An 18,753-nucleotide genomic window follows, 5' to 3' on the forward strand; every position below is an offset into this window, starting at 1 on the left:
GTAGATCAAGGCATCCGGTTCGACCTCGGCACCCTCGTCTCGCGCCGGGGAGTGTTGAGCCTGGTTGGACTTGGAGCAGGGGCTGCCGTCCTCGCCGCGTGTGCGCCTGCGGTTTCGGCATCCACCGCGGTGACCTCCACCGCAACGCCGTCGGCGGCGCCCTCGTCGTCCGCGTCGACGAGTGTTGCGGAGGGGCTCCCGGCCGGAGAGATCCCGGATGAGACCGCGGGCCCCTACCCCGGCGACGGGTCGAACGGTCCCGACATCCTCGAGCAATCCGGCATCGTTCGCAGCGACATCCGCACGAACCTGGGCGAGACGGCGGCGGTCGCCGGTGTGCCCCTGACCTTCACGCTGCGGATCACCGACATGGCAAACGGCGACGCGCCGTTTGCGGGCGTAGCGGTCTACGCCTGGCACTGCGATGCGCTCGGTCAGTACTCGATGTACTCCGACGGTGTGACGAACGACACGTTCCTGCGCGGTGTGCAGGTTGCCGACGCGAACGGGCAAGTCACCTTCACCTCGATCGTCCCGGGTTGTTATTCGGGGCGGTGGCCGCACATCCACTTCGAGGTCTACCCGAGCCTCGATGCGATCACCGATTCGACGAACGCGATAGCCACCTCGCAGCTCGCAATTCCCGAGTCGGTTGCCACGGCCGTTTATGCGTCGTCCGACTACACCGGCTCCTCCCGCAACCTCGCGCAGGTGAGCTTGGCCAGCGACAACGTCTTCGGTGAGGATGGCGGGGCGCTGCAGATCCCGACGGTCACGGGCTCGGCGGATGCCGGGTATGCGGCATCCCTCGTGGTGCGAGTGGACACGACGACTGCCCCGACGAGCGGCAGCGCCCCCTCGGGAGGGGGCGGCCGGCCCTGAAGTCGTAACGGCGCAGAGTTTCGGCGACACGCCGCGGCCCGCGGCCCGAGGCTGGGGTGTCGAGCACGATCTTCGCCGTTGTGCGCCGGAAACGGTGCCGCCGCCGTAGCTCGGTGCCGGGTCAGCCCCAGGCCATCGACTCGATGTAGCGCAATAGCACGCCCTCGCGCAGGGCCCACGGGCTCACCTCGAGCTCCTCGACATCCATCGCGCGCATCGCCTCGTGCAGCACGACGGCGCCCGCGACGATTTGGAAGGTGCGGTCGGCGGTGATGCCGGGAAGTTCCTGGCGAGCGGATGCCGGGATGCGCGCCAGCCGCGGGATCCAGGACCCGAGCGCAGCGCGAGGGAGCATCATCCGTTCACTTCCCGACCAGCCGGGCAGCGGATAGCCGACGAGTTTGGCAAGCGACCGGATCGCCTTGGAGGAGCCGACGGTGTGATCAGGCCGGGGGAGGGCGGCGAACGTCTTGGTCAGGGGCTTGAGCGTCTGGCGGGCGTGCGCGCGAAGACGATCCACGGCCTCCTCGCCGGGCGGGTCTTCTGGCAGGTAGGCGATCGTCATGCGGCCGGCGCCGAGGGGGACGGATGCCGCTTCATCCGGCAGCTCGTCGGCGCCCGCCGCGATCTCCAGCGACCCGCCACCGATGTCGAAAAGCAGGATCTGACCGGCTGACCAGCCGAACCACCGCCGCACCGCGAGAAACGTGAACCGGGCCTCGGACACGCCCCCGAGCACCTGCAGCTGCTGGCCGAGCGCGGCCTCGATCTGTGAGATCACCTCGGCGCCATTGGTCGCTTCGCGCACCGCGGAGGTCGCCGTTGCGAGGAACTCGTCGACGTTCTCGCGCTCGGCCACGACGCGGGCTTGTGTGACGGCATCCACCAGCGCGGCGACACCCTCCTCGCTGATCGCACCGTCGGGCGTGACGTACCTCATGAGGCGCAGCACCGAGCGGTGGCTCGTGGAGGCGAGGGGCCGGCCGCCGGGGTGAGCGTCGGCGACGAGGAGGTGGACGGTGTTGGAGCCGATGTCGAGGACGCCCAGACGCACGGTGCACAGCCTATCGGTGGCGCGGTCCGGTCTCCGTGACGGGCTTTGTCGTGCCGATTGCAGGACGAACGGCGGGTCGGTGGCTCAGACACGGCCGGAGGGCTTGATTGCGCCTGCGTTCGGTCCGTCGAGTCGGGCGAGTCCTGGCCGGGGCGTCTCAGGGGAGGGCGTCGGCAGGGGGATCCGCGCAGCCCAGGATCCACGCCTTCGCGAACGCGGCGCTCTGGTAGGCGTAGTTGTAGATCCAGCGCGAGAGGTTCAGGCGCTCGTCAACGGGGATCACTGTCACATCGGCATCCGCGCACGTGTCGAAGATGTAGCGCGTGCGCAGGACGTGCGGGGTGTAGGTCAGCACGATGACGGTGTCGCCGTCGCTCGCGTAGGCCTGCAGCATCGCGGCTTCCCCTCTCGTCGTAAAGGGGTTGGGAGTGCGGCAGGTCACGTAGGCGCGCCAGCAGTACGCGAGCTCGCCAGCCGAGTCGGGTCCCGAGGGTGGTACTGACACGAGGACCTGATCGGCGATTCCCTGGTCGCGAAGGCTCTCGGCATCAGCGATACGGGTTGCGGTCGGCGGGCCGATCACGTAGATGAGGTCGGCGTTGGGTGCCGGGGGATCGGCGGGAAAGACATACAGGGGGAGCCCGATCACGGCGACGAGAGCGATGATCGCCAGGATGCCGAGCCCCGCGCGCCGCGCCCACCGGGCTCGAGTGATGATCGACTCGTCGTCCACGCGTGCATCCTCCGTCTCGTCGTGCGGCGACCACGGCGTCGACGTGCTCTGATGAGCGACAGTGTAGTGAGCCATCGATGACAACTCCGCGTCAGGGCGGAGGACTCGCGGGGCTACGATGGCCCCGTGCCCAGCGATGCCGCAGCCCTCGACGCCCGCGAGCAACTGAACCCGCAGCTCTACCGTGAGATTTTGCGCCCTGACTGGGCGAGACTCGCCGCCGACATGCGTCAGCCGCTCACCGAGACAGAGATCGTGTCGCTTCGCGGGCTCGGCGATCGCCTGGACCTCGACGAGGTGCGCGAGGTGTATCTCCCGCTTAGTCGCCTCCTGAGCCTGTACGCCGGCGCGACCCGGCGAATCGGAGCCGACACCAGTGCGTTCCTCCATGAGGCTGACTCGACGACCCCGTTCGTGGTCGGTGTCGCCGGTTCGGTAGCCGTCGGTAAGTCGACCATCGCGCGCCTGCTGCGGGAGCTCATGAGCCGCTGGCCCGACACCCCGCGCGTCGAGCTCGTGACCACTGACGGCTTCCTCTATCCCAATGCCGAGCTCGAGCGTCGCGGCATCATGCACCGCAAGGGCTTCCCCGAGTCCTACGACCGTCGCGCGCTCGTGCAGTTCCTCACCGACGTCAAGAGCGGAGCACCCGAGGTTCGCGCTCCGTTCTACTCCCACATGAAGTACGACATCGTCCCGGATGCCGTCATCACGGTTCGCCGGCCGGATGTCGTGATCGTCGAGGGACTGAACGTGCTGCAACCGCCACCGTCTCCGAACGAGGTGGCAGTCAGTGACCTGTTCGATTTCTCGATCTATGTCGACGCCGATCCTGAGCACATCACACACTGGTTCGTCGATCGGTTCCTCGCCCTCAAGCACGGCGCGTTCGCCGACCCCGGATCGTTCTTCAACGTCTTCTCGGATCTCACCGATGAGACGGCGGTCGAGACCGCCCTGGGATTCTGGAACGAGATCAACCTGCCGAACCTGATCGAGAACGTCCTTCCGACCAGACATCGGGCGACCCTCGTGCTGCAGAAGGCTGCCAATCACGCGGTCGACCGCGTGCTGCTACGCAAGGTCTAGAAGCGCGATCAGCGCCCGCCGTCGGCCCTGATCGGCGGCATTCTCGAATCGCCGGGGCGCGGGAGCGATCCAAAAGTGCGCGCGGCATCACCGATATCGCGACACGCCGATGGTCATGGTAGAGATATTTCATGCGGGGTGGTCATCGGGGGCCGTATGAAAGCTCTGCTCCCTAACCGGCGTGGGCGCTTCTTCGGCGTGACGTTCCTGTCAGCGATTGCGGCAGGGGCGATGATGGGCGTGCCTTCCATCGCCTGGGCGGCGCCGGCCGACCTGGCTGGTTCCGCGGCATCCGTTTCGCCAGCCGCGACTGCTCAATCGGGCTCATCGAGCGTCGATGGCGTGGATGCGGCGTCCTGCCTCGCGGAGGTGTCACGCCACCTCGTGCGGCTCACGGGCTCCGATGAAGACCCCGTGCGAAACCCCGTCCTGCTCGTGCACGGGTGGCTCAGTACCGCGATGCCCGAGGTGGAGGCGGGGCCCCGACCGGTCACGACGAGCACGGGTATCGCAAACTCCCCGTTCTCCCGGCCCGTCGAGTGGTCGTCGGGCGGTGACCCCGCGGTGGATCTGCGCTCCCTGCAAGAACGACTCTCCGAGTTGCCCGACACATCTGTCTTTGCCTTCGACTACTCCTCCATGGCTGCATTATGGGTGGGGCACACCGCCACCGCCCCCGCCCTTGCGGGAGCTATCGACTGTCTCGCTGCGGTGTCAGGCGACACCGTCGACATCGTCGCGCACTCGATGGGTGGGCTGGCACTTCGCTACGCCCTCGGGGGATCGAACGAAGGGGTGACGGCGCACGTCGGCCAGGTCATCACCGTGGCGACCCCCAGCGAGGGCTCGCAGGTCGCATCGGCGGTGTCGATCCTCGGGGATGCGGCCCAGTCGCTGTTCTCGTCTGCGTCGGTCCTCGCACAGATCGCTTTGCCCGCAATCGTCGGAATCTGCAATCGCGAGATGGAGACGGATGCTCGGGTCGGGTGCGACATCCCACCGAGCGCCCGAACCGTCTTCGCTGTCGCGGGTGACGGCGGCCAGGCGCTGCGGGCGGGCTCCGCGGAGCTGTCGAGCGTGCCGGAGTGGCCGAGCAGTCTGAAGGTTCACGCGATTGCCGGTGATTACCGCATTCACCTGACGGCCGGGCTCGTGCCTCCCGAGCTCTTCACGGCTCTGCGCGAGGCCGCAGGGGTCGTCGGGCTGGATGTGAGGCCCATTGTCGACGAGGAGATCGAGGCGGGCGATGGCATCGTCGAGGTGAGTTCGGCGACAGCGGATGCCGACTCGACCTTCATCGCGCGCTGCGACGTCACAGTCGACCTCACGACTACGGAAGGGTCGGCGACGTTCGGCGATCTTACGGAGCGCTTCGGCGGCATTCCGCCGCTCGCCGGTCCGTGCGCACATGATCGCCTGTTCGAGAATGACGACGTCGTGCGGGATATCGTCGCAACGCTGGGGGCGTCCCGCGGGTAGTGCTGTCGCGACGCTCGGGGTGTCCCGCGGGTAGTGCTGTCGCGACGCTCGGGGTGTCCCGCGGGGAGTGCCGCCTCGTATTCCCGGCGGCGGCGCAGGATGGAGGCGTTTGCGCCGCGTACCATGTGTGGAATGTGTGGAATCGTCGGCTATGTCGGGCCCCGTGAGAGCCAGCCCATCCTCATCGCCGGACTGTCGCGGTTGGAGTACCGCGGCTACGACTCGGCCGGTATCGCTGTCATCGACGGTGACGGGAACCTCGGGATGCGAAAGCATGCTGGCAAGCTCAGCGTGCTGCGCAAAGATCTGGCCGAGCATCCTCTCGCCGCGGGGACGACGGGGATCGGCCACACGCGCTGGGCGACCCACGGCGGCCCCACTGACGCCAACGCCCACCCGCACCTGGCCGACGACGACAAGCTCGCACTGATCCACAACGGCATCATCGAGAACTTCGCCGCGATCAAGAACGAGTTGCGCGAAGAGGGCTTCGAGTTCCGCAGCGAGACCGACACCGAGGTCGCGGCGGTGCTGCTCGGACGCGAGTATCGCGCGCACGGTGGCGACCTGGTCGCGGCGTTCCGTTCGGTCGTGCGCCGCCTCGACGGCGCCTTCACTCTTCTCGCGATGCACCGCGACAACCCGGGCCTCGTCGTCGGCGCTCGCCGCAACTCGCCACTTGTGATCGGACTCGGCGAGGGTGAGAACTTCCTTGCCTCCGACGTCGCCGCCTTCGTCGAGCACACCCGCCAGGCTCTCGCGATCGGCCAGGACGAGATCGTCGCCATCACCCCCGTCGGCGTCGAGGTGACGGACTTCGACGGTAACCCCGTCGGTGTCGAACCATTCGAGGTGCTGTGGGATGCCGCAGCCGCCGACAAGGGTGGATGGTCATCGTTCATGGCCAAGGAGGTGTCGGAGGAGCCCGAGGCTGTCGCGAACACGGTGCGGGGCCGCATCCGTGACGGGGTCGTGTCGATCCCCGAACTCGACGGTCTGGACGACCTGTTCGCCGGCATCACCCGCGTCATCGTGGTGGCCTGTGGCACGGCAGCCTATGCGGGGATGGTCGGCAAGTACGCGATCGAGCAGTGGGCGCGGGTTCCGGCCGATGTCGAGCTGGCCCACGAGTTCCGTTACCGCGACCCGGTCATCGGATCTGACACTCTCGTCGTCTCGATCAGCCAGTCCGGCGAGACGATGGACACGCTCATGGCGGTCAAGTACGCGCGCGAACGCGGCGCCAAGACGCTGTCGATCTGCAACACGCAGGGGGCGACGATCCCGCGTGAGTCCGACGCGATCGTCTATACGCACGCGGGCCCCGAGGTCGCGGTCGCCTCGACCAAGGCGTTCGTCGCGCAGATCACGGCGCTCTACCTTCTCGCTCTGCACATCTCGCACGTGCGCGGGACACTCAGCGACACCGAGATTCGCCAGCAGGTGCTCGAGCTCGAAACCGTGCCCGAGAAGATCGCGCGGGTGCTCGAGAGTGAGCAGGAGCACATCGAGCAGTTCGCGCGCTGGATGGGCGACACCCAGTCGGTGCTCTTCCTCGGGCGTCACGTCGGCTACCCGATCGCGCTCGAGGGGGCGCTCAAGCTCAAGGAGATCTCCTACATCCACGCCGAGGGGTTCGCCGCCGGCGAGCTCAAGCACGGCCCCATCGCCCTCATCGAGCCCGGTCAGCCGGTCTTCGTGATCGTGCCCTCGCCGCGTCACTCGCCGCTGCTGCACTCGAAGGTCGTCTCCAACATCCAGGAGATCCGCGCTCGCGGTGCCCGCATCATCGCGGTGGCCGAAGAGGGGGATGCCGCCGTGCTGCCGTACGCCGACGAGGTGCTGCGCATCCCGCTGGCAGACCCGCTGTTCGAGCCGCTGCTCGCTGTCGTGCCGCTGCACATCTTCGCCATGGGGCTGGCAACCGCAAAGGGTCTGGACGTCGACCAGCCCCGCAACCTCGCCAAGTCCGTCACGGTCGAGTAGCTCCGGGGGAGTCGCTTCAGTCGGAGGCATCGGCCTCCGTCGGAGACGCCCGCGTGAGGCATCCGACCGACGTCAACCGATCCGACGGATGCCCTCGCGTCCTGTCGCCGCCCTGGACTATATAACTTCAGACTGATATAAAGAGAGCATGCACGCTCTCGACATCCTCGGCGATCCGGTTCGGCGCCGGCTTGTCGAGGTGCTTGCCCACGGGCCGCAACCGGCAGGCGCGCTGGTCGACCTCGTCGGTGGAGAGTTCGCCATCAGTCAGCCAGCCATCTCGAGGCACCTTCGGCTGCTGCGGGAGAACGGCTTCGCGGATGCCGACATCGACGGCACCCGGCGGATCTACCACCTTCGCGCCGACGGGCTCGACGCTGCCTTGGCCTACCTCGAGCGGCTGCGCTCACCGATGTCGCAGCGCCTCGACGCGCTGCACACCGAAATCGCACGCGGCACGTCTGTGCGCCGACGTGGCGACGCGGCGGCCAAGACCGGCCCCGCAGCAGCATCCGACATCCCCACGACCCACACACAGGAGGCATCATGACCCTCGACGCTCCGCTGATCACCCGCGACGGCGACCGTTACCACCTCGAGTACTCCGAGGTCTACGCGACCGACATCGACGACCTGTGGTCAGCAGTCACGACCGCCGAGCGGCTCTCGCGATGGATGGCGATCTACCGAGGCGACCTGCGCGAGGGTGGCGAGTGGGAGGTGCTGGGGTCAGATGGCGAGGTGTGGTGCCGCGGAGTGGTCACCTCCTGTACTCCGCCGCGCGGTTTCACGACCACCTGGCACGCCATCGGTGAGGATCCCACGGAGCTGACGGTGACGCTCGCGCCCGACGACGCCGGAACCCGCCTGACGCTCTCGCATCACGGCATCCAGTCGATCTTCTACGGCGCCGGGTGGCAGACCTACCTCGAGGTCCTCGCCCGAGGGTTGGTGGCGCCCGATGCTGTCCTGATCGATGATGCCGCGTGGGACGCGCGATTCGCCGAGCTGCGACCCGTCTACGACGAGAAGTTCGCGTCGTTGCGCGACTGACTCCGCAGCTGGAGGCGTCACCGCCGGACGGCGAATCCCGCGCACACCGGGTGCTCACCTGCCCGTCACGGTGCGTTCACCTCGGCGTCGCCGCTGGTCACATCGGGCTCGTAGGTTCGCAGGGTTTGCTCCAGACGAAAGCTGTTGATGTCTCTTTCCACTCCTGTGCGCCGGTTCCGTCCGTTCTCTCTCCTCACCGCTACTGCGATTCTTGCCGCACCTCTTGTGGTTGCCGCGCCCGCATCTGCGGCACCGGAGACACCGAACCTCCTGATCACCGAGATCGTGCCCGACAACGTGGGCTATGACGATTTCGAGTTCATCGAGGTCCACAACCTTGGCACCGAAGCGGTCGACCTGGATGCCGCGAGTATCGGGCTGTCATACATCTACGCCGACAGCAACGACAGGTCTTCGGACGTGCCGCTGACCGTCGAGCCCGGAACCGTCATCGACGCGGGCGAGACGATCGTGCTTTGGCTGAGCTACACCACCTCGACCGTCGACAGCTTCGCCAAGAGCGTGGAGGATTTCCGTTCCCACTTCGCCGCGACCCAGCCGCAGACCGATTACGACGTCGTCCGCGTGACCGGACAGTCAGGCATGGCCAACGGCGGCGGCCGCGGTGTGCGTCTGACCGCCGCGGATGCCGAAGTCGCGCGCGCGTTCGTCCCCGTCGGCGCCGCGAGCACCGACCTGAGCGTGAACTTCCGAGTTTCGGCATCCGGCACCTCTGCGGCAGTCCTGTCGACCCTTGCGGAGCCCACCCCGGGCGTCGTTGATCCCGAAGCGCTCGTGGCCGAGGAGCCCGCGCCCGTCGTCGAGATCGCGCCCCGCGACCTGATCGTCACCGAGTTCGCGCCCGATAACGAGGGCACTGATCGCTGGGAGTACGTAGAGGTCTACAACACGACCGATCACGACATTGACCTCACTGCCACCAACACGACTGTCGTCTACGACTACGTGTCGAGTTCCAAGGCGCTTGCTTTCCCGGCGGGAAGCGTCATCCCCGCCGGTGAGGCAGCGGTGCTGTGGCTTCAGTACTCGCCGAACACCGACGGCTATACCGCCGAGGACTTCCGCGCGTTCTACGATGCCGACGCCGATCTCACCGTCATCCCGATCACCGGCCAGTCTGGGTTCGCCAACGGCGGTGGCCGCGGCATCCGTCTGGTCTCGGGCGAGACCATCATCACCGAAGCCTGGTACGCAGCCGGCGAGGTCGGCAGCGGCACGAGCGTTGACTATCGCCTGCCCACACGCCTCACCGACACGATGATGGCTGTCCTTGCGACAACGGTGGCGCCGACGCCGGGCGTCATCCCGGCCGACACGCTCGTCGCGGCACCCTTCGCCCCGAAGCCCGATGCCGACCTCGTGACGGCGCCGCTGCAGATCACCGAGGTAGCTCCCGACACCGCGAACGTCGGCGGATCCGACGCGTATGAGTTCATCGAGGTCTACAACGCCACGAGCGCGCCCGTCGACTTCTCTGACTACACCCTGAAATACCTGTACCCGCTGGCCGATCTCACTAACTCGTCGACGACCCTGTGGCCCGCGACGGTTCGTGACGCGATCATCCCCGCGGGCGGCGCGATCGTCTTCTGGATCAAGAACGGCGCGAACGACGCGCTCACGGCGGCCGACTTCAACGCGCACTTCGGGAGTTCCCTCGTCGTCGATGAGAGCCTGTTCGAGATCCGCTCGGGCGGGATGTCGAACTCCGCCGCCCGCGGACTCGAGGTCACCACGAACACCGGATTCACCGTCAACCGTGCCTACTACAACCTCGGTGGCGTCGACGACACGACCGCCGATCAGCCCATTCAGTACGCCGTCAATCACGACGACCTGACCCTGCAGACCAAGCTCGGGGTCGCGGCCGCCACACCGGGGGCCATCGCCCCTGAGCAGGTCGATGACGGGCTGATGATCGTGCCCGCTGACACCGCGGCTCCCGAGATCACCGACCAGACAGCATCCGAGATCACCCCGGGCACCGACTTCGAGATCGCTGCCCAGGCGACCGACGACATCCAGGTCAAGACCCTCTCGATCGCCGTGCGCAGCAACCTCGACGCCGAGCCGATCCGCCACGAGATCGTCTCGGATGGTGCGGATGGCTACGTTCTGCCCATCGCCGCCGCCGACCTCACCGGCAAGCGCTGGTTCGAATACACCGTCGTCGCCAGCGACGGAACCACCGAGACGGTCATCGGCCCGGTGCGGGTCGCGCTCGCCGGTGTCGACACGTCGCCGGTGCGCCTCAACGTCGCCGACGAGCAGTGGGTGCGTGGCGAGGTCGATCTGATCGCGGGCGGCGACACCTACCCCGCCGAGGTCGAGCTCAGCATCGACGGTGCCCCTGTCGCGGCGACGCCTCAGCTGGAGGCTGCACCGGTGTTCGCGTTCGAGGCCAGCGGCGTCGACACATTCTTCCGCAACGGCGTCAAGGTCGGTGATGACGTCCTGCACATCTTCGACGACGGGATCTACTCGGGGTGGGACACCATCTCGACTGCGGTTCCACTCGGCTACGTCACCGCGGGCCAGAGCGTGACCGTCAGCGTGTGGGCCGGCACCAAGGCCGCGCCCGAGATCAACCTCGACGAGAACAACGACGACTTCTCCATCAAGGGCTTGCGGCTCATCCTGCCCGACGGGCGCACGCTGACGCCGGCGGGCTACGACGACCCGACCGCCGTGCTCGCGATGGGCGACAGCGCCGGCAAGTACGACTACTACGACGCGACGTTCACGATCCCTTCCGACGCCGCCACGGCCGTCAGCTACGCCTGGGACACCACCGCGGTGACAGACGGTGAGCACCTCGTGTCGGCATCCGGCGGCGGTACCGAGGTCGACGCGCAGGTTCGGGTCGACAACACGCTGCCTGACGTCACGACCGATCTCGAGGCCGACAAGCTCTACCAGGGGGCGTTCACGATCGACGCGCAGGCCAGCGACCTCGGCTCCGGCCTCGTCTCGCTGGCGACGACCCTCGACGGCCGCGTCATCGCGCTGCCGTACGAGACCTCGTCGTTGACGCTGCCCGAGGGTGACCACGAGGTCGTCATCACCGCGACGGATGCCGCCGGCAACGTCACCGAACGGGTCATCGAATTCCGCACTCCCGTCGAACACCCTGCCGTCACGCTGGTGTCTCCTGCTGACGGCGCGAGCCTCCAGCAGGGTTCGGTGACGCTCGAGGCACGGGCCGTCGACCCCACCGGTGACCTCCTGGACGTGACCTTCGCCGAGGGGCACGCGCTGAGTGTGGGTGACGGTGTCACGGCGGCGACCGGCACCGTCGGCATCGCCGACACGACCGACCGCTCCGGGGCGCGAAACGTCACCGCCGACGAAGCAGCCCAGCTCGGCACCTTCGACGGCGAGTCGCTGGTCGAGGCATCCGACACCGCGTTCCCCTACCACCTGTTCGACGCTGCAGTGCCCGCCGACGCCGGGGCCGACGCCCGCATCCGGGTGCATTGGGAGGGCTCGGCCAACGCCGATGCCAAGCTGCTGCTCTATGCCCTGGGCGTCGACGGCGCGTGGGATGAGGTCGATCGCGTTGTGACGACGGATGGAGTCACGACGGATGACGTCAGCACGGTGAGTCTCGACGCCGTCCTGCCGGTCGCCGACTACGCCGTCGATGGCTCGGTGCGACTGCTCGTGCAGCACTCCGAAGGGTTCGCGGGCGAGAACCTGTCGTCGCGCGAGAGCGACGTCGAGCCACGCAACCCCGAAGACACGCCGCGCTCGGAGTACGACTTCACCCTCGCGGTCGAGTCGGACACGCAGTACTACAACGAGGAGTTCCACCAGCACCAGACCGCGATCCACGACTATCTGCTGGGCGAGCGGTCGGACCTCAACCTCCAGTACCTGTTCCACACCGGCGACATCGTCGACGACTACGACCAGCTGTGGCAGTGGAACTACGCCGACCCCGAGTACCAGAAGCTCGATGATGCGGCGCTGCCCTACGGTGTGCTCGCGGGTAACCACGACGTCGGCCACAAGGAGGTCGACTACACCAACTACGGCACGTACTTCGGGGCTGATCGCTACCAGGCCAACCCCTGGTGGGGTGGCGACTACGAGAACAACCGTGGCCATTACGACCTCATCACCGCCGGAGGGATCGACTTCCTCATGCTCTACATGGGCTGGGGCCCCGGTGACGACGAGATCGCATGGATGAACGAGGTTCTCGCGCAGTACCCGGAGCGCATCGTGGTGCTGAACCTGCACGAGTACATGCTGACCACGGGAGGCCTCGGTCCGATCCCGCAGCAGATCTACGACGAGGTCATCGCCACCAACCCCAACGTGCGGATGGTGTTCTCGGGTCACTACCACGACGCCTACACGCGCATCGACGGCTTCGACGACGACGGTGACGGGGTGGATGACCGCCAGGTGTATCAGGTGCTGTTCGACTACCAGGGCCTCGCCGAGGGAGGACTCGGGTACCTGCGCCTGCTGCACTTCGACAACGAGAGCCAGAAGGTCATCGCCCGGACGTACTCGCCCTCGCTCGACGACTACGACGCCGATGACCCCTCGCTCGCGGCCGAGCACCAGGAGTTCACGATGCCGTATGCCGCTCTCGGCATCCAGCCCGCTCAGAAGGTGCTGCGCACCGACGGCGTTCGGGTCGACATCCTGACCTCGCACGAGATCGGTGCCGTGAGCGACGTTGAGAGCGGCTCGACCTCGTCGGTGGCGTGGGATGCCACGCCCGGTGAGTACGGCTGGTATGCGTCTTCGGTCGACCCCTACGGTGCTGCGGCTGACTCGGAGGTCCGAACCCTCACGGTGCTCGCACCCTCGGACCCGGGTGGCGGTGAGAACCTCGGCGGTGGCGAGAACCCTGGCGGTGGGGACAACCCTGGTGGTGGCGAGAACCCTGGCGGTGGTAACGGCTCCGGTATGCCGACGGAGAACACGGTTCCGGTGAGCGTCGCAGACCTCGATCCGTCGCTCGAAGGCGCGATCACTCCGGCGGGAACGCTTCGGGTCGGTGACCCCGTCACCATCTCGGTGCCCGGACACGACGGCGAGTGGGTGCAGGTGTGGCTGCACTCCACGCCGACCCTGATCTCGGGCTGGACGCAGGTGGCAGGCGGCACGGTGATGGCGACCGTCCCGGCATCCGTGCCCGCCGGCACCCACACGCTCGTCGTGCAGAACAGCAGCGGCGTGATCGGGTGGGCGACGGTCACCGTCGCGGGAGCGACCGGTCAGGCCGTGATCAGCGACGACGTCATGGCCCAGACGGGCGCGGACGGGCTGCCGCTCGGTATCGCCGGTGCTCTCGCACTCGTCGCGATCCTTGTCGGCGCCGGGATCCTGGTCCGGCGTCGCGTCGCCTCCTGATACGAGCGGGACGCCTGATACCAGCCAGCGGTAGGGTGGCGGGTGCTGCGGCATCCGTCACCGCCGCCGGCTGAGGAGAGTCCATGATCGTCGGGATCGGCGTCGACCTTGTCGACATCGAACGCTTCGAACGGACGATAGCGCGCACCCCGAAGCTGCTGGTGCGGCTGTTCTCGCCCGCCGAACGGATGCTGAAACCCCGGTCGCTGGCGGCCCGGTACGCCGCGAAGGAAGCGCTCATCAAGGCGCTCGGCGGGTCGGACGGGGTGCACTGGACCGAGATCGAAGTCACTCCCGAGCCATCCGGTCGGCCGTGGTTCACGCTCACGGGCTCGACGGCCGAGGTCGTCGCCGCCCGATCGATCACGACCCTGCACCTGTCGATGTCTCATGACGCGCACCTGGCCACCGCCTACGTGATTGCAGAATCAGCCCAGAAACGCCGCATCGCTGAGGAGGGAGTGGCATGAGCGTCATGCCGGGGTCGAGATTGCCCGAGGGGATGCTGCGCGAGGCATCCGTCGACGTCGCCGCGATCGCGGCGAATGTGCAGCACCTGCGACGGATGACGAACTCCGAGGTCATCGCGGTCGTGAAGGCCGATGGGTATGGCCATGGGGCGACGAGGTCGGCTGTCGCGGCGCTCGCGGGCGGTGCAACCCGGATCGGCGTCTCGGACATCACCGAGGCGCTCGCCCTGCGCCGCGCGGGCATCACCGCCCCAATCCTCGCCTGGCTGCACGCGCCGGGAGCTTCGTTCCGCGAAGCTGCCGCGGCCGGCATCGAGCTGGGCATCTCGAGCTTCGACCAGCTGCAGCAGGCCGCCGCCGCGGCATCCGTCGACCGGCCCGTCGGCGTGCACCTCAAGCTCGAGACCGGACTCGGTCGCAACGGCGTCGCGCCGGCGGACTACGGCGTCGTGTTCGCCGAAGCCGCGCGGCTCGAACGCATCGGCAAGCTGCGGGTGATCGGCCTGTTCAGCCACCTCTCGAACACGAGCGACGACGACGACCGGGCGGCGCTACGGGTGTTCCTGGATGCCGTGGGCTCGGCTGCCGCGCTCGGTCTGGCGCCTCCGCTTCGTCACCTCGCCGCCACCCACGCCGCTATCGCCCTGCCCGAGACGCGCCTCGGATGCGTGCGGCTGGGCATCGGGATCTACGGCCTCTCGCCGTTCGCAGACCGCACCTCGGCAGACCTGGGTCTGCGGCCCGCAATGACGCTGCGGGCAGCGGTTGCCGCGGTGCGCCGCGTGGATGCCGGGCACGGCGTCTCGTACGGGTATCAGCACCGCACCGAACGCGAGAGCACGCTCGCGCTCATCCCGATCGGGTACGCCGACGGGGTGCCGCGAAACGCCTCCGGGCGCGGTCCGGTGTGGATCGGCGGCAAGCCGTTCGCGGTAGCCGGCCGCATCGCCATGGACCAGTTCGTCGTCGATGTCGGCGACCACCCGGTCGCGGTGGGCGACGAGGCAGTGCTGTTCGGCGACCCCACTCTCGGTGTTGCGTCGGCTGACGACTGGGCGCGCGCCGCCGACACGATCAACTACGAGATTGTCACCCGCATCGGGCCGCGCGTTCCCCGGCGGCAGGTGTCGTCGTGAGCGGCCTCGATCCCCTGATCGGCGAGCGCGAGATCACGAGCCCCGCCGATATGCACGCGCTCGGGGTGCAGATGGGGCGGATGCTGCATCCCGGCGACCTCGTCGTGCTCACCGGGGTCCTCGGTGCCGGCAAGACGACCCTCACGCGCGGGATCGGCGAGGGACTCGGCGTGCGCGGCCCTATCCAGAGCCCGACCTTCGTGCTTGCCCGGACGCACCCCTCTCTCGTCGGCGGCGCGCCGCTGGTGCACGTGGATGCCTACCGCCTCGGCTCAGCCGCCGAACTCGATGACCTCGACATCGACTACGACGGATCGGTCGTCGTCGTTGAGTGGGGGCGCGGGATGGTGGCGGGCCTGCGCGATCACTGGTGGGACGTCGAGATGCAGCGCGAATGGCACGGCACCGGCGTCGACACCGCCTGCGGCACGTATTCGCGGGCCACGGAAGACCTCGCCGCCGACGCACCGCGCCTGGTCAGCATCCGTCGCGAACCCTCCTGATCCGCGACGCTGCCGAGCGGATCGGCTCGCACCCGGTCCGCCCGGGCCGAATGCAGGATGAATCAGGTGTTAGGCGCATCGAATACGGCGGCACCGGCAGATGAGCCTGCAAACGGCACACAGCTGCTGGGTGCTCGGGCGCGGATACCCTGGAGGGGTGATTCTCGGCATCGATACCTCGGTCGGCACCGCAGTCGCGGTCGTCGAGGCCGATGGTGTGGTGCTCGCTGAAGCCTCGAGTGCGAACCCCCTCGGGCACGCCGAAGTCATCGGCGATCTGCTGCAGACCGTGCTCGGTGCGGCACGCCCTGACGCACCCCTCGGCCACGCCGGAGCCGGCACACCCGGCGAGCGCCCCGAGATCACGGCGGTAGCCGCGGGCATGGGCCCTGGACCCTTCACCGGTCTGCGCGTCGGCATCGCGGCCGCGCGCACGTTCGCGCTCGGGCGTGGCGTTCCCGTGGTTCCGGTGGTCAGCCACGACGCCGCAGCCCTCGGCATCCTGCTCGAGGATGCCCTTGTCGGTGGGTTGGATGCCGAAGCCGGCCGCTTCGCGATCGTCACTGACGCCCGCCGCCGCGAGTTCGCCTACACGGTCTACGAGGGGATGGATGACGACGGATTGCCGATCCGGGTCACCGAACCAGCGCTGACCCAGCGCGACGAGATCGATGTCGTGCTCGCGGGCCTCGGCGCGGAGCGGCGCGACACGACGGCGGTTTCGGCCGCGATGGTGGCACTGGTCGCCGCGCGCGCGCTGGCCGCCGGGCGCGAGGTCGGGCCCCGTGACGCCCTGTACCTGCGCTCGCCGGATGTCACCCTCCCCGCCGGACCCAAGAAGGTGGGCGTATGAGCATCCGTCTCGCAACCGCCGACGACCTCGCCGCGATCATGGCTATCGAGCGGGCCTCGTTTCCGACAGACGCGTGGTCGGAGGCGATGATGGCCGGCGAACTCGCGTCGCCGCACGGCTCGTACCTCGTGGTGGAAGAGGCCGGCCGCATCATCGGCTATGGCGGTGTGCGCGCGGTGCGCGGGGCAGCGGATGCCGACATCCAGACCATCGCGCTCGATGCAACCGCGCGTGGCGCCGGGCGAGGGCGGATGCTGCTCGCCTCGCTGCTCGAGCGCGCCCGCGACGCCGGTGCGCGGACCGTGTTCCTCGAAGTGCGCGACGACAACCCGGTAGCCCAGGGCCTGTACCTGCGCGAGGGGTTCATTGAGACGGGGCGGCGGCCGCGGTATTACCAGCCCGACGACGTGGACGCGATCATCATGCAGCTCGACCTCGTGGGGTGGGATGCGGCGCGTCGCGAGGCCGCCGGACATGAACCCGCCGCCGTCGCATCCGGGGGAGTGTGCACGTGAGCGCCGCCGAACCGCTCGTCCTCGGGATCGAGACCAGTTGCGATGAGACCGGCATCGGGATTGTGCGAGGACGCACGCTGCTCTCGAACATGATCGCCTCGAGCATGGACGAACACGCCCGATACGGCGGGGTGGTTCCCGAGGTCGCCGCGCGTGCGCACCTCGAGGCGCTGCAGCCCGCGATCGAGGCCGCACTAGCCGAGGCGCAGGTTCAGCTCGCCGATATCGACGCTGTCGCCGTCACGTCGGGCCCCGGGCTCGCGGGGGCGCTCATGGTCGGGGTGGGTGCCGCGAAGGCGCTCGCCGTTGCGCTCGACAAGCCGCTCTATGCCGTCAACCACCTCGTGGGCCACATCGCCGCCGACCTTCTCGACGCTGATGCGCGGCCCCTGGAGTACCCGACGATCGCGCTGCTGGTCTCGGGTGGCCACACGTCGCTCCTGCTCGTGCGCGATCTCACGAGCGACGTTGAGTTGCTCGGCGAGACCGTGGATGACGCCGCCGGCGAGGCCTTCGACAAGATCGCCCGCATCCTCGGTCTGCCCTACCCGGGGGGACCCGAGATCGACCGGGCCGCGGCATCCGGATCTGACGGGAACGGCGGGACGCGACCGGGGGACCCGAACGCGATCCGCTTCCCGCGGGGACTGTCGCGCGCGAGCGATATGGCAGAGCACCGCTACGACTTCTCGTTCTCGGGTCTGAAGACCGCCGTCGCTCGCTGGGTCGAGCAGCAGGATGCCGCAGGCCAGCCCGTCTCGACAGCCGATGTCGCGGCATCCTTCCGTGAAGCCGTCGTCGATGTGCTCGTCACCAAGGCGCTGGCCGCCTGCGCTGACTACGGCGTGCCGCGGCTGCTACTGGGCGGCGGTGTCATCGCGAACCGGCGTCTGCGCGAGGTCGCCCTCGAGCGGGCGGAGGCCGCTGGTGTGACAGTGCGGATTCCGCCGCTGTCGCTGTGCACCGATAATGGGGCAATGATCGCGGCGCTCGCCTCGGAACTGATCATGGCCGGGCGTGCCCCGTCGACGATGGCTTTCGGTGCCGACTCGACGCTGCCGATCACCGACATCCAGGTCGCGGGGGAGGCGGGATGACTGATCGTTCTCGGGGGTTCTCGCGGTTTCCGACTGCCCCGGTCGAGGTGCCGACGACCCTCAGCGGCCCCGACCTGTCGCCGGGTCGTCCCGGGTGGGAACCGGATGCCGGACCGGTTGAAGCAACGAGCTTCGACCGCGGGTTCGCCGGGTGGGCCCTCGGGTTCGCGATCGTGGGCCTTGCCGTCTCGCTATTCGTCGGGTGGGGCTTTGTCATCGGGATCGTCGCGATCGTGGCGGGCATCATGGCGCTGCGGCATCCGCGGGACAGCCGCCCGGTCGCTGTGTGGGCGATCGTGCTCGGCGGCGTATCCATCCTCTACAGCGCCGGCTGGCTCCTCTACGCCTGGACCGTGCTGACCTGACCGCACGTCGTGGGCTGCGGTCCGGCGTGCGCCGACTCTTCGGTCGCGCCGTGTTGCGGGTTCGGGGGTGTCGCACTCGCAGATTGGCGCGACTGATGGCTGGAGGTGGTTCTTGGGTCGCGCCGTGTTGCGGGTCGGGTGGGC

Annotated in this window: 16 protein-coding genes; 14 read left to right on the forward strand and 2 right to left on the reverse strand. The window is 68.3% G+C overall.

The features are described from left to right. The coding region (locus AADH62_RS00005; RefSeq protein WP_341577689.1) for an intradiol ring-cleavage dioxygenase at positions 1-882 on the forward strand (882 nt) is incomplete at its 5' end. Positions 883-1,003: 121 nt separating this feature from the next. Here the strand turns inward: AADH62_RS00005 and AADH62_RS00010 are convergent. Both AADH62_RS00010 and AADH62_RS00015 read right to left on the reverse strand, forming a co-directional pair. Next, positions 1,004-1,936 carry a Ppx/GppA phosphatase family protein gene (locus tag AADH62_RS00010; protein WP_341577691.1) on the reverse strand — a complete coding sequence of 311 codons (933 nt, stop codon included), beginning with the start codon at positions 1,934-1,936 and terminating at the stop codon, positions 1,004-1,006. Positions 1,937-2,093: 157 nt separating this feature from the next. Beyond that, a complete protein-coding gene (locus AADH62_RS00015; RefSeq protein WP_341577693.1) occupies positions 2,094-2,744 on the reverse strand; it encodes a YdcF family protein in 651 nt (216 codons plus the stop codon). A 51-nt stretch (positions 2,745-2,795) separates the two neighbouring features. On the opposite strand from AADH62_RS00015, the gene coaA reads away from it, so the two are divergent. From coaA to AADH62_RS00080, 13 genes are all read left to right on the forward strand, one after another. Then, positions 2,796-3,758 carry a type I pantothenate kinase gene (gene coaA, locus AADH62_RS00020; RefSeq protein ID WP_341577695.1) on the forward strand — a complete coding sequence of 321 codons (963 nt, stop codon included), beginning with the start codon at positions 2,796-2,798 and terminating at the stop codon, positions 3,756-3,758. A gap of 240 nt (positions 3,759-3,998) precedes the next feature. Beyond that, positions 3,999-5,237: an esterase/lipase family protein gene (locus AADH62_RS00025; RefSeq protein ID WP_341577697.1), complete on the forward strand. Its 1,239-nt coding sequence runs from the start codon at positions 3,999-4,001 to the stop codon at positions 5,235-5,237. A 132-nt stretch (positions 5,238-5,369) separates the two neighbouring features. Beyond that, a complete protein-coding gene (gene glmS / locus AADH62_RS00030; protein WP_341577698.1) occupies positions 5,370-7,223 on the forward strand; it encodes a glutamine--fructose-6-phosphate transaminase (isomerizing) in 1,854 nt (617 codons plus the stop codon). 148 nt (positions 7,224-7,371) lie between these two features. Further along, on the forward strand, positions 7,372-7,773 hold the full coding sequence (locus AADH62_RS00035; protein WP_341577700.1) for a metalloregulator ArsR/SmtB family transcription factor: 402 nt from the start codon (positions 7,372-7,374) through the stop codon (positions 7,771-7,773). Continuing rightward, positions 7,770-8,276, forward strand: a complete 507-nt coding sequence (locus AADH62_RS00040; RefSeq protein ID WP_341577702.1) for an SRPBCC domain-containing protein — start codon at positions 7,770-7,772, stop codon at positions 8,274-8,276. The genes AADH62_RS00035 and AADH62_RS00040 overlap by 4 nt, the downstream gene beginning before the upstream one ends. Positions 8,277-8,423: 147 nt before the next feature. After that, positions 8,424-13,670 carry a lamin tail domain-containing protein gene (locus AADH62_RS00045; protein WP_341577703.1) on the forward strand — a complete coding sequence of 1,749 codons (5,247 nt, stop codon included), beginning with the start codon at positions 8,424-8,426 and terminating at the stop codon, positions 13,668-13,670. An 83-nt stretch (positions 13,671-13,753) separates the two neighbouring features. Then, positions 13,754-14,140, forward strand: a complete 387-nt coding sequence (locus tag AADH62_RS00050) for a holo-ACP synthase (RefSeq protein WP_341577705.1) — start codon at positions 13,754-13,756, stop codon at positions 14,138-14,140. Continuing rightward, positions 14,137-15,276: an alanine racemase gene (gene alr / locus AADH62_RS00055; protein WP_341577706.1), complete on the forward strand. Its 1,140-nt coding sequence runs from the start codon at positions 14,137-14,139 to the stop codon at positions 15,274-15,276. Before AADH62_RS00050 ends, alr begins: the two co-directional genes overlap by 4 nt. Further along, complete coding sequence (gene tsaE, locus AADH62_RS00060) at positions 15,273-15,779, forward strand: tRNA (adenosine(37)-N6)-threonylcarbamoyltransferase complex ATPase subunit type 1 TsaE (protein WP_341577708.1); 507 nt, start codon at positions 15,273-15,275, stop codon at positions 15,777-15,779. Before alr ends, tsaE begins: the two co-directional genes overlap by 4 nt. Before the next feature lie 157 nt (positions 15,780-15,936). Beyond that, entirely contained in the window at positions 15,937-16,632 is a 696-nt protein-coding gene (gene tsaB, locus AADH62_RS00065) for a tRNA (adenosine(37)-N6)-threonylcarbamoyltransferase complex dimerization subunit type 1 TsaB (protein ID WP_341577710.1), read from the forward strand. After that, the gene (gene rimI / locus AADH62_RS00070) at positions 16,629-17,147 is read left to right on the forward strand and encodes a ribosomal protein S18-alanine N-acetyltransferase (RefSeq protein ID WP_341577712.1); all 519 of its coding nucleotides are present in this window, start codon (positions 16,629-16,631) and stop codon (positions 17,145-17,147) included. The genes tsaB and rimI overlap by 4 nt, the downstream gene beginning before the upstream one ends. Next, complete coding sequence (gene tsaD, locus AADH62_RS00075) at positions 17,144-18,244, forward strand: tRNA (adenosine(37)-N6)-threonylcarbamoyltransferase complex transferase subunit TsaD (RefSeq protein ID WP_341577714.1); 1,101 nt, start codon at positions 17,144-17,146, stop codon at positions 18,242-18,244. Before rimI ends, tsaD begins: the two co-directional genes overlap by 4 nt. After that, entirely contained in the window at positions 18,241-18,609 is a 369-nt protein-coding gene (locus tag AADH62_RS00080; RefSeq protein WP_341577716.1) for a hypothetical protein, read from the forward strand. The genes tsaD and AADH62_RS00080 overlap by 4 nt, the downstream gene beginning before the upstream one ends. Positions 18,610-18,753: the final 144 nt, after the last annotated feature.

This window comes from Microbacterium schleiferi (assembly GCF_038150145.1).
Taxonomy (GTDB): domain Bacteria; phylum Actinomycetota; class Actinomycetes; order Actinomycetales; family Microbacteriaceae; genus Microbacterium; species Microbacterium schleiferi_B.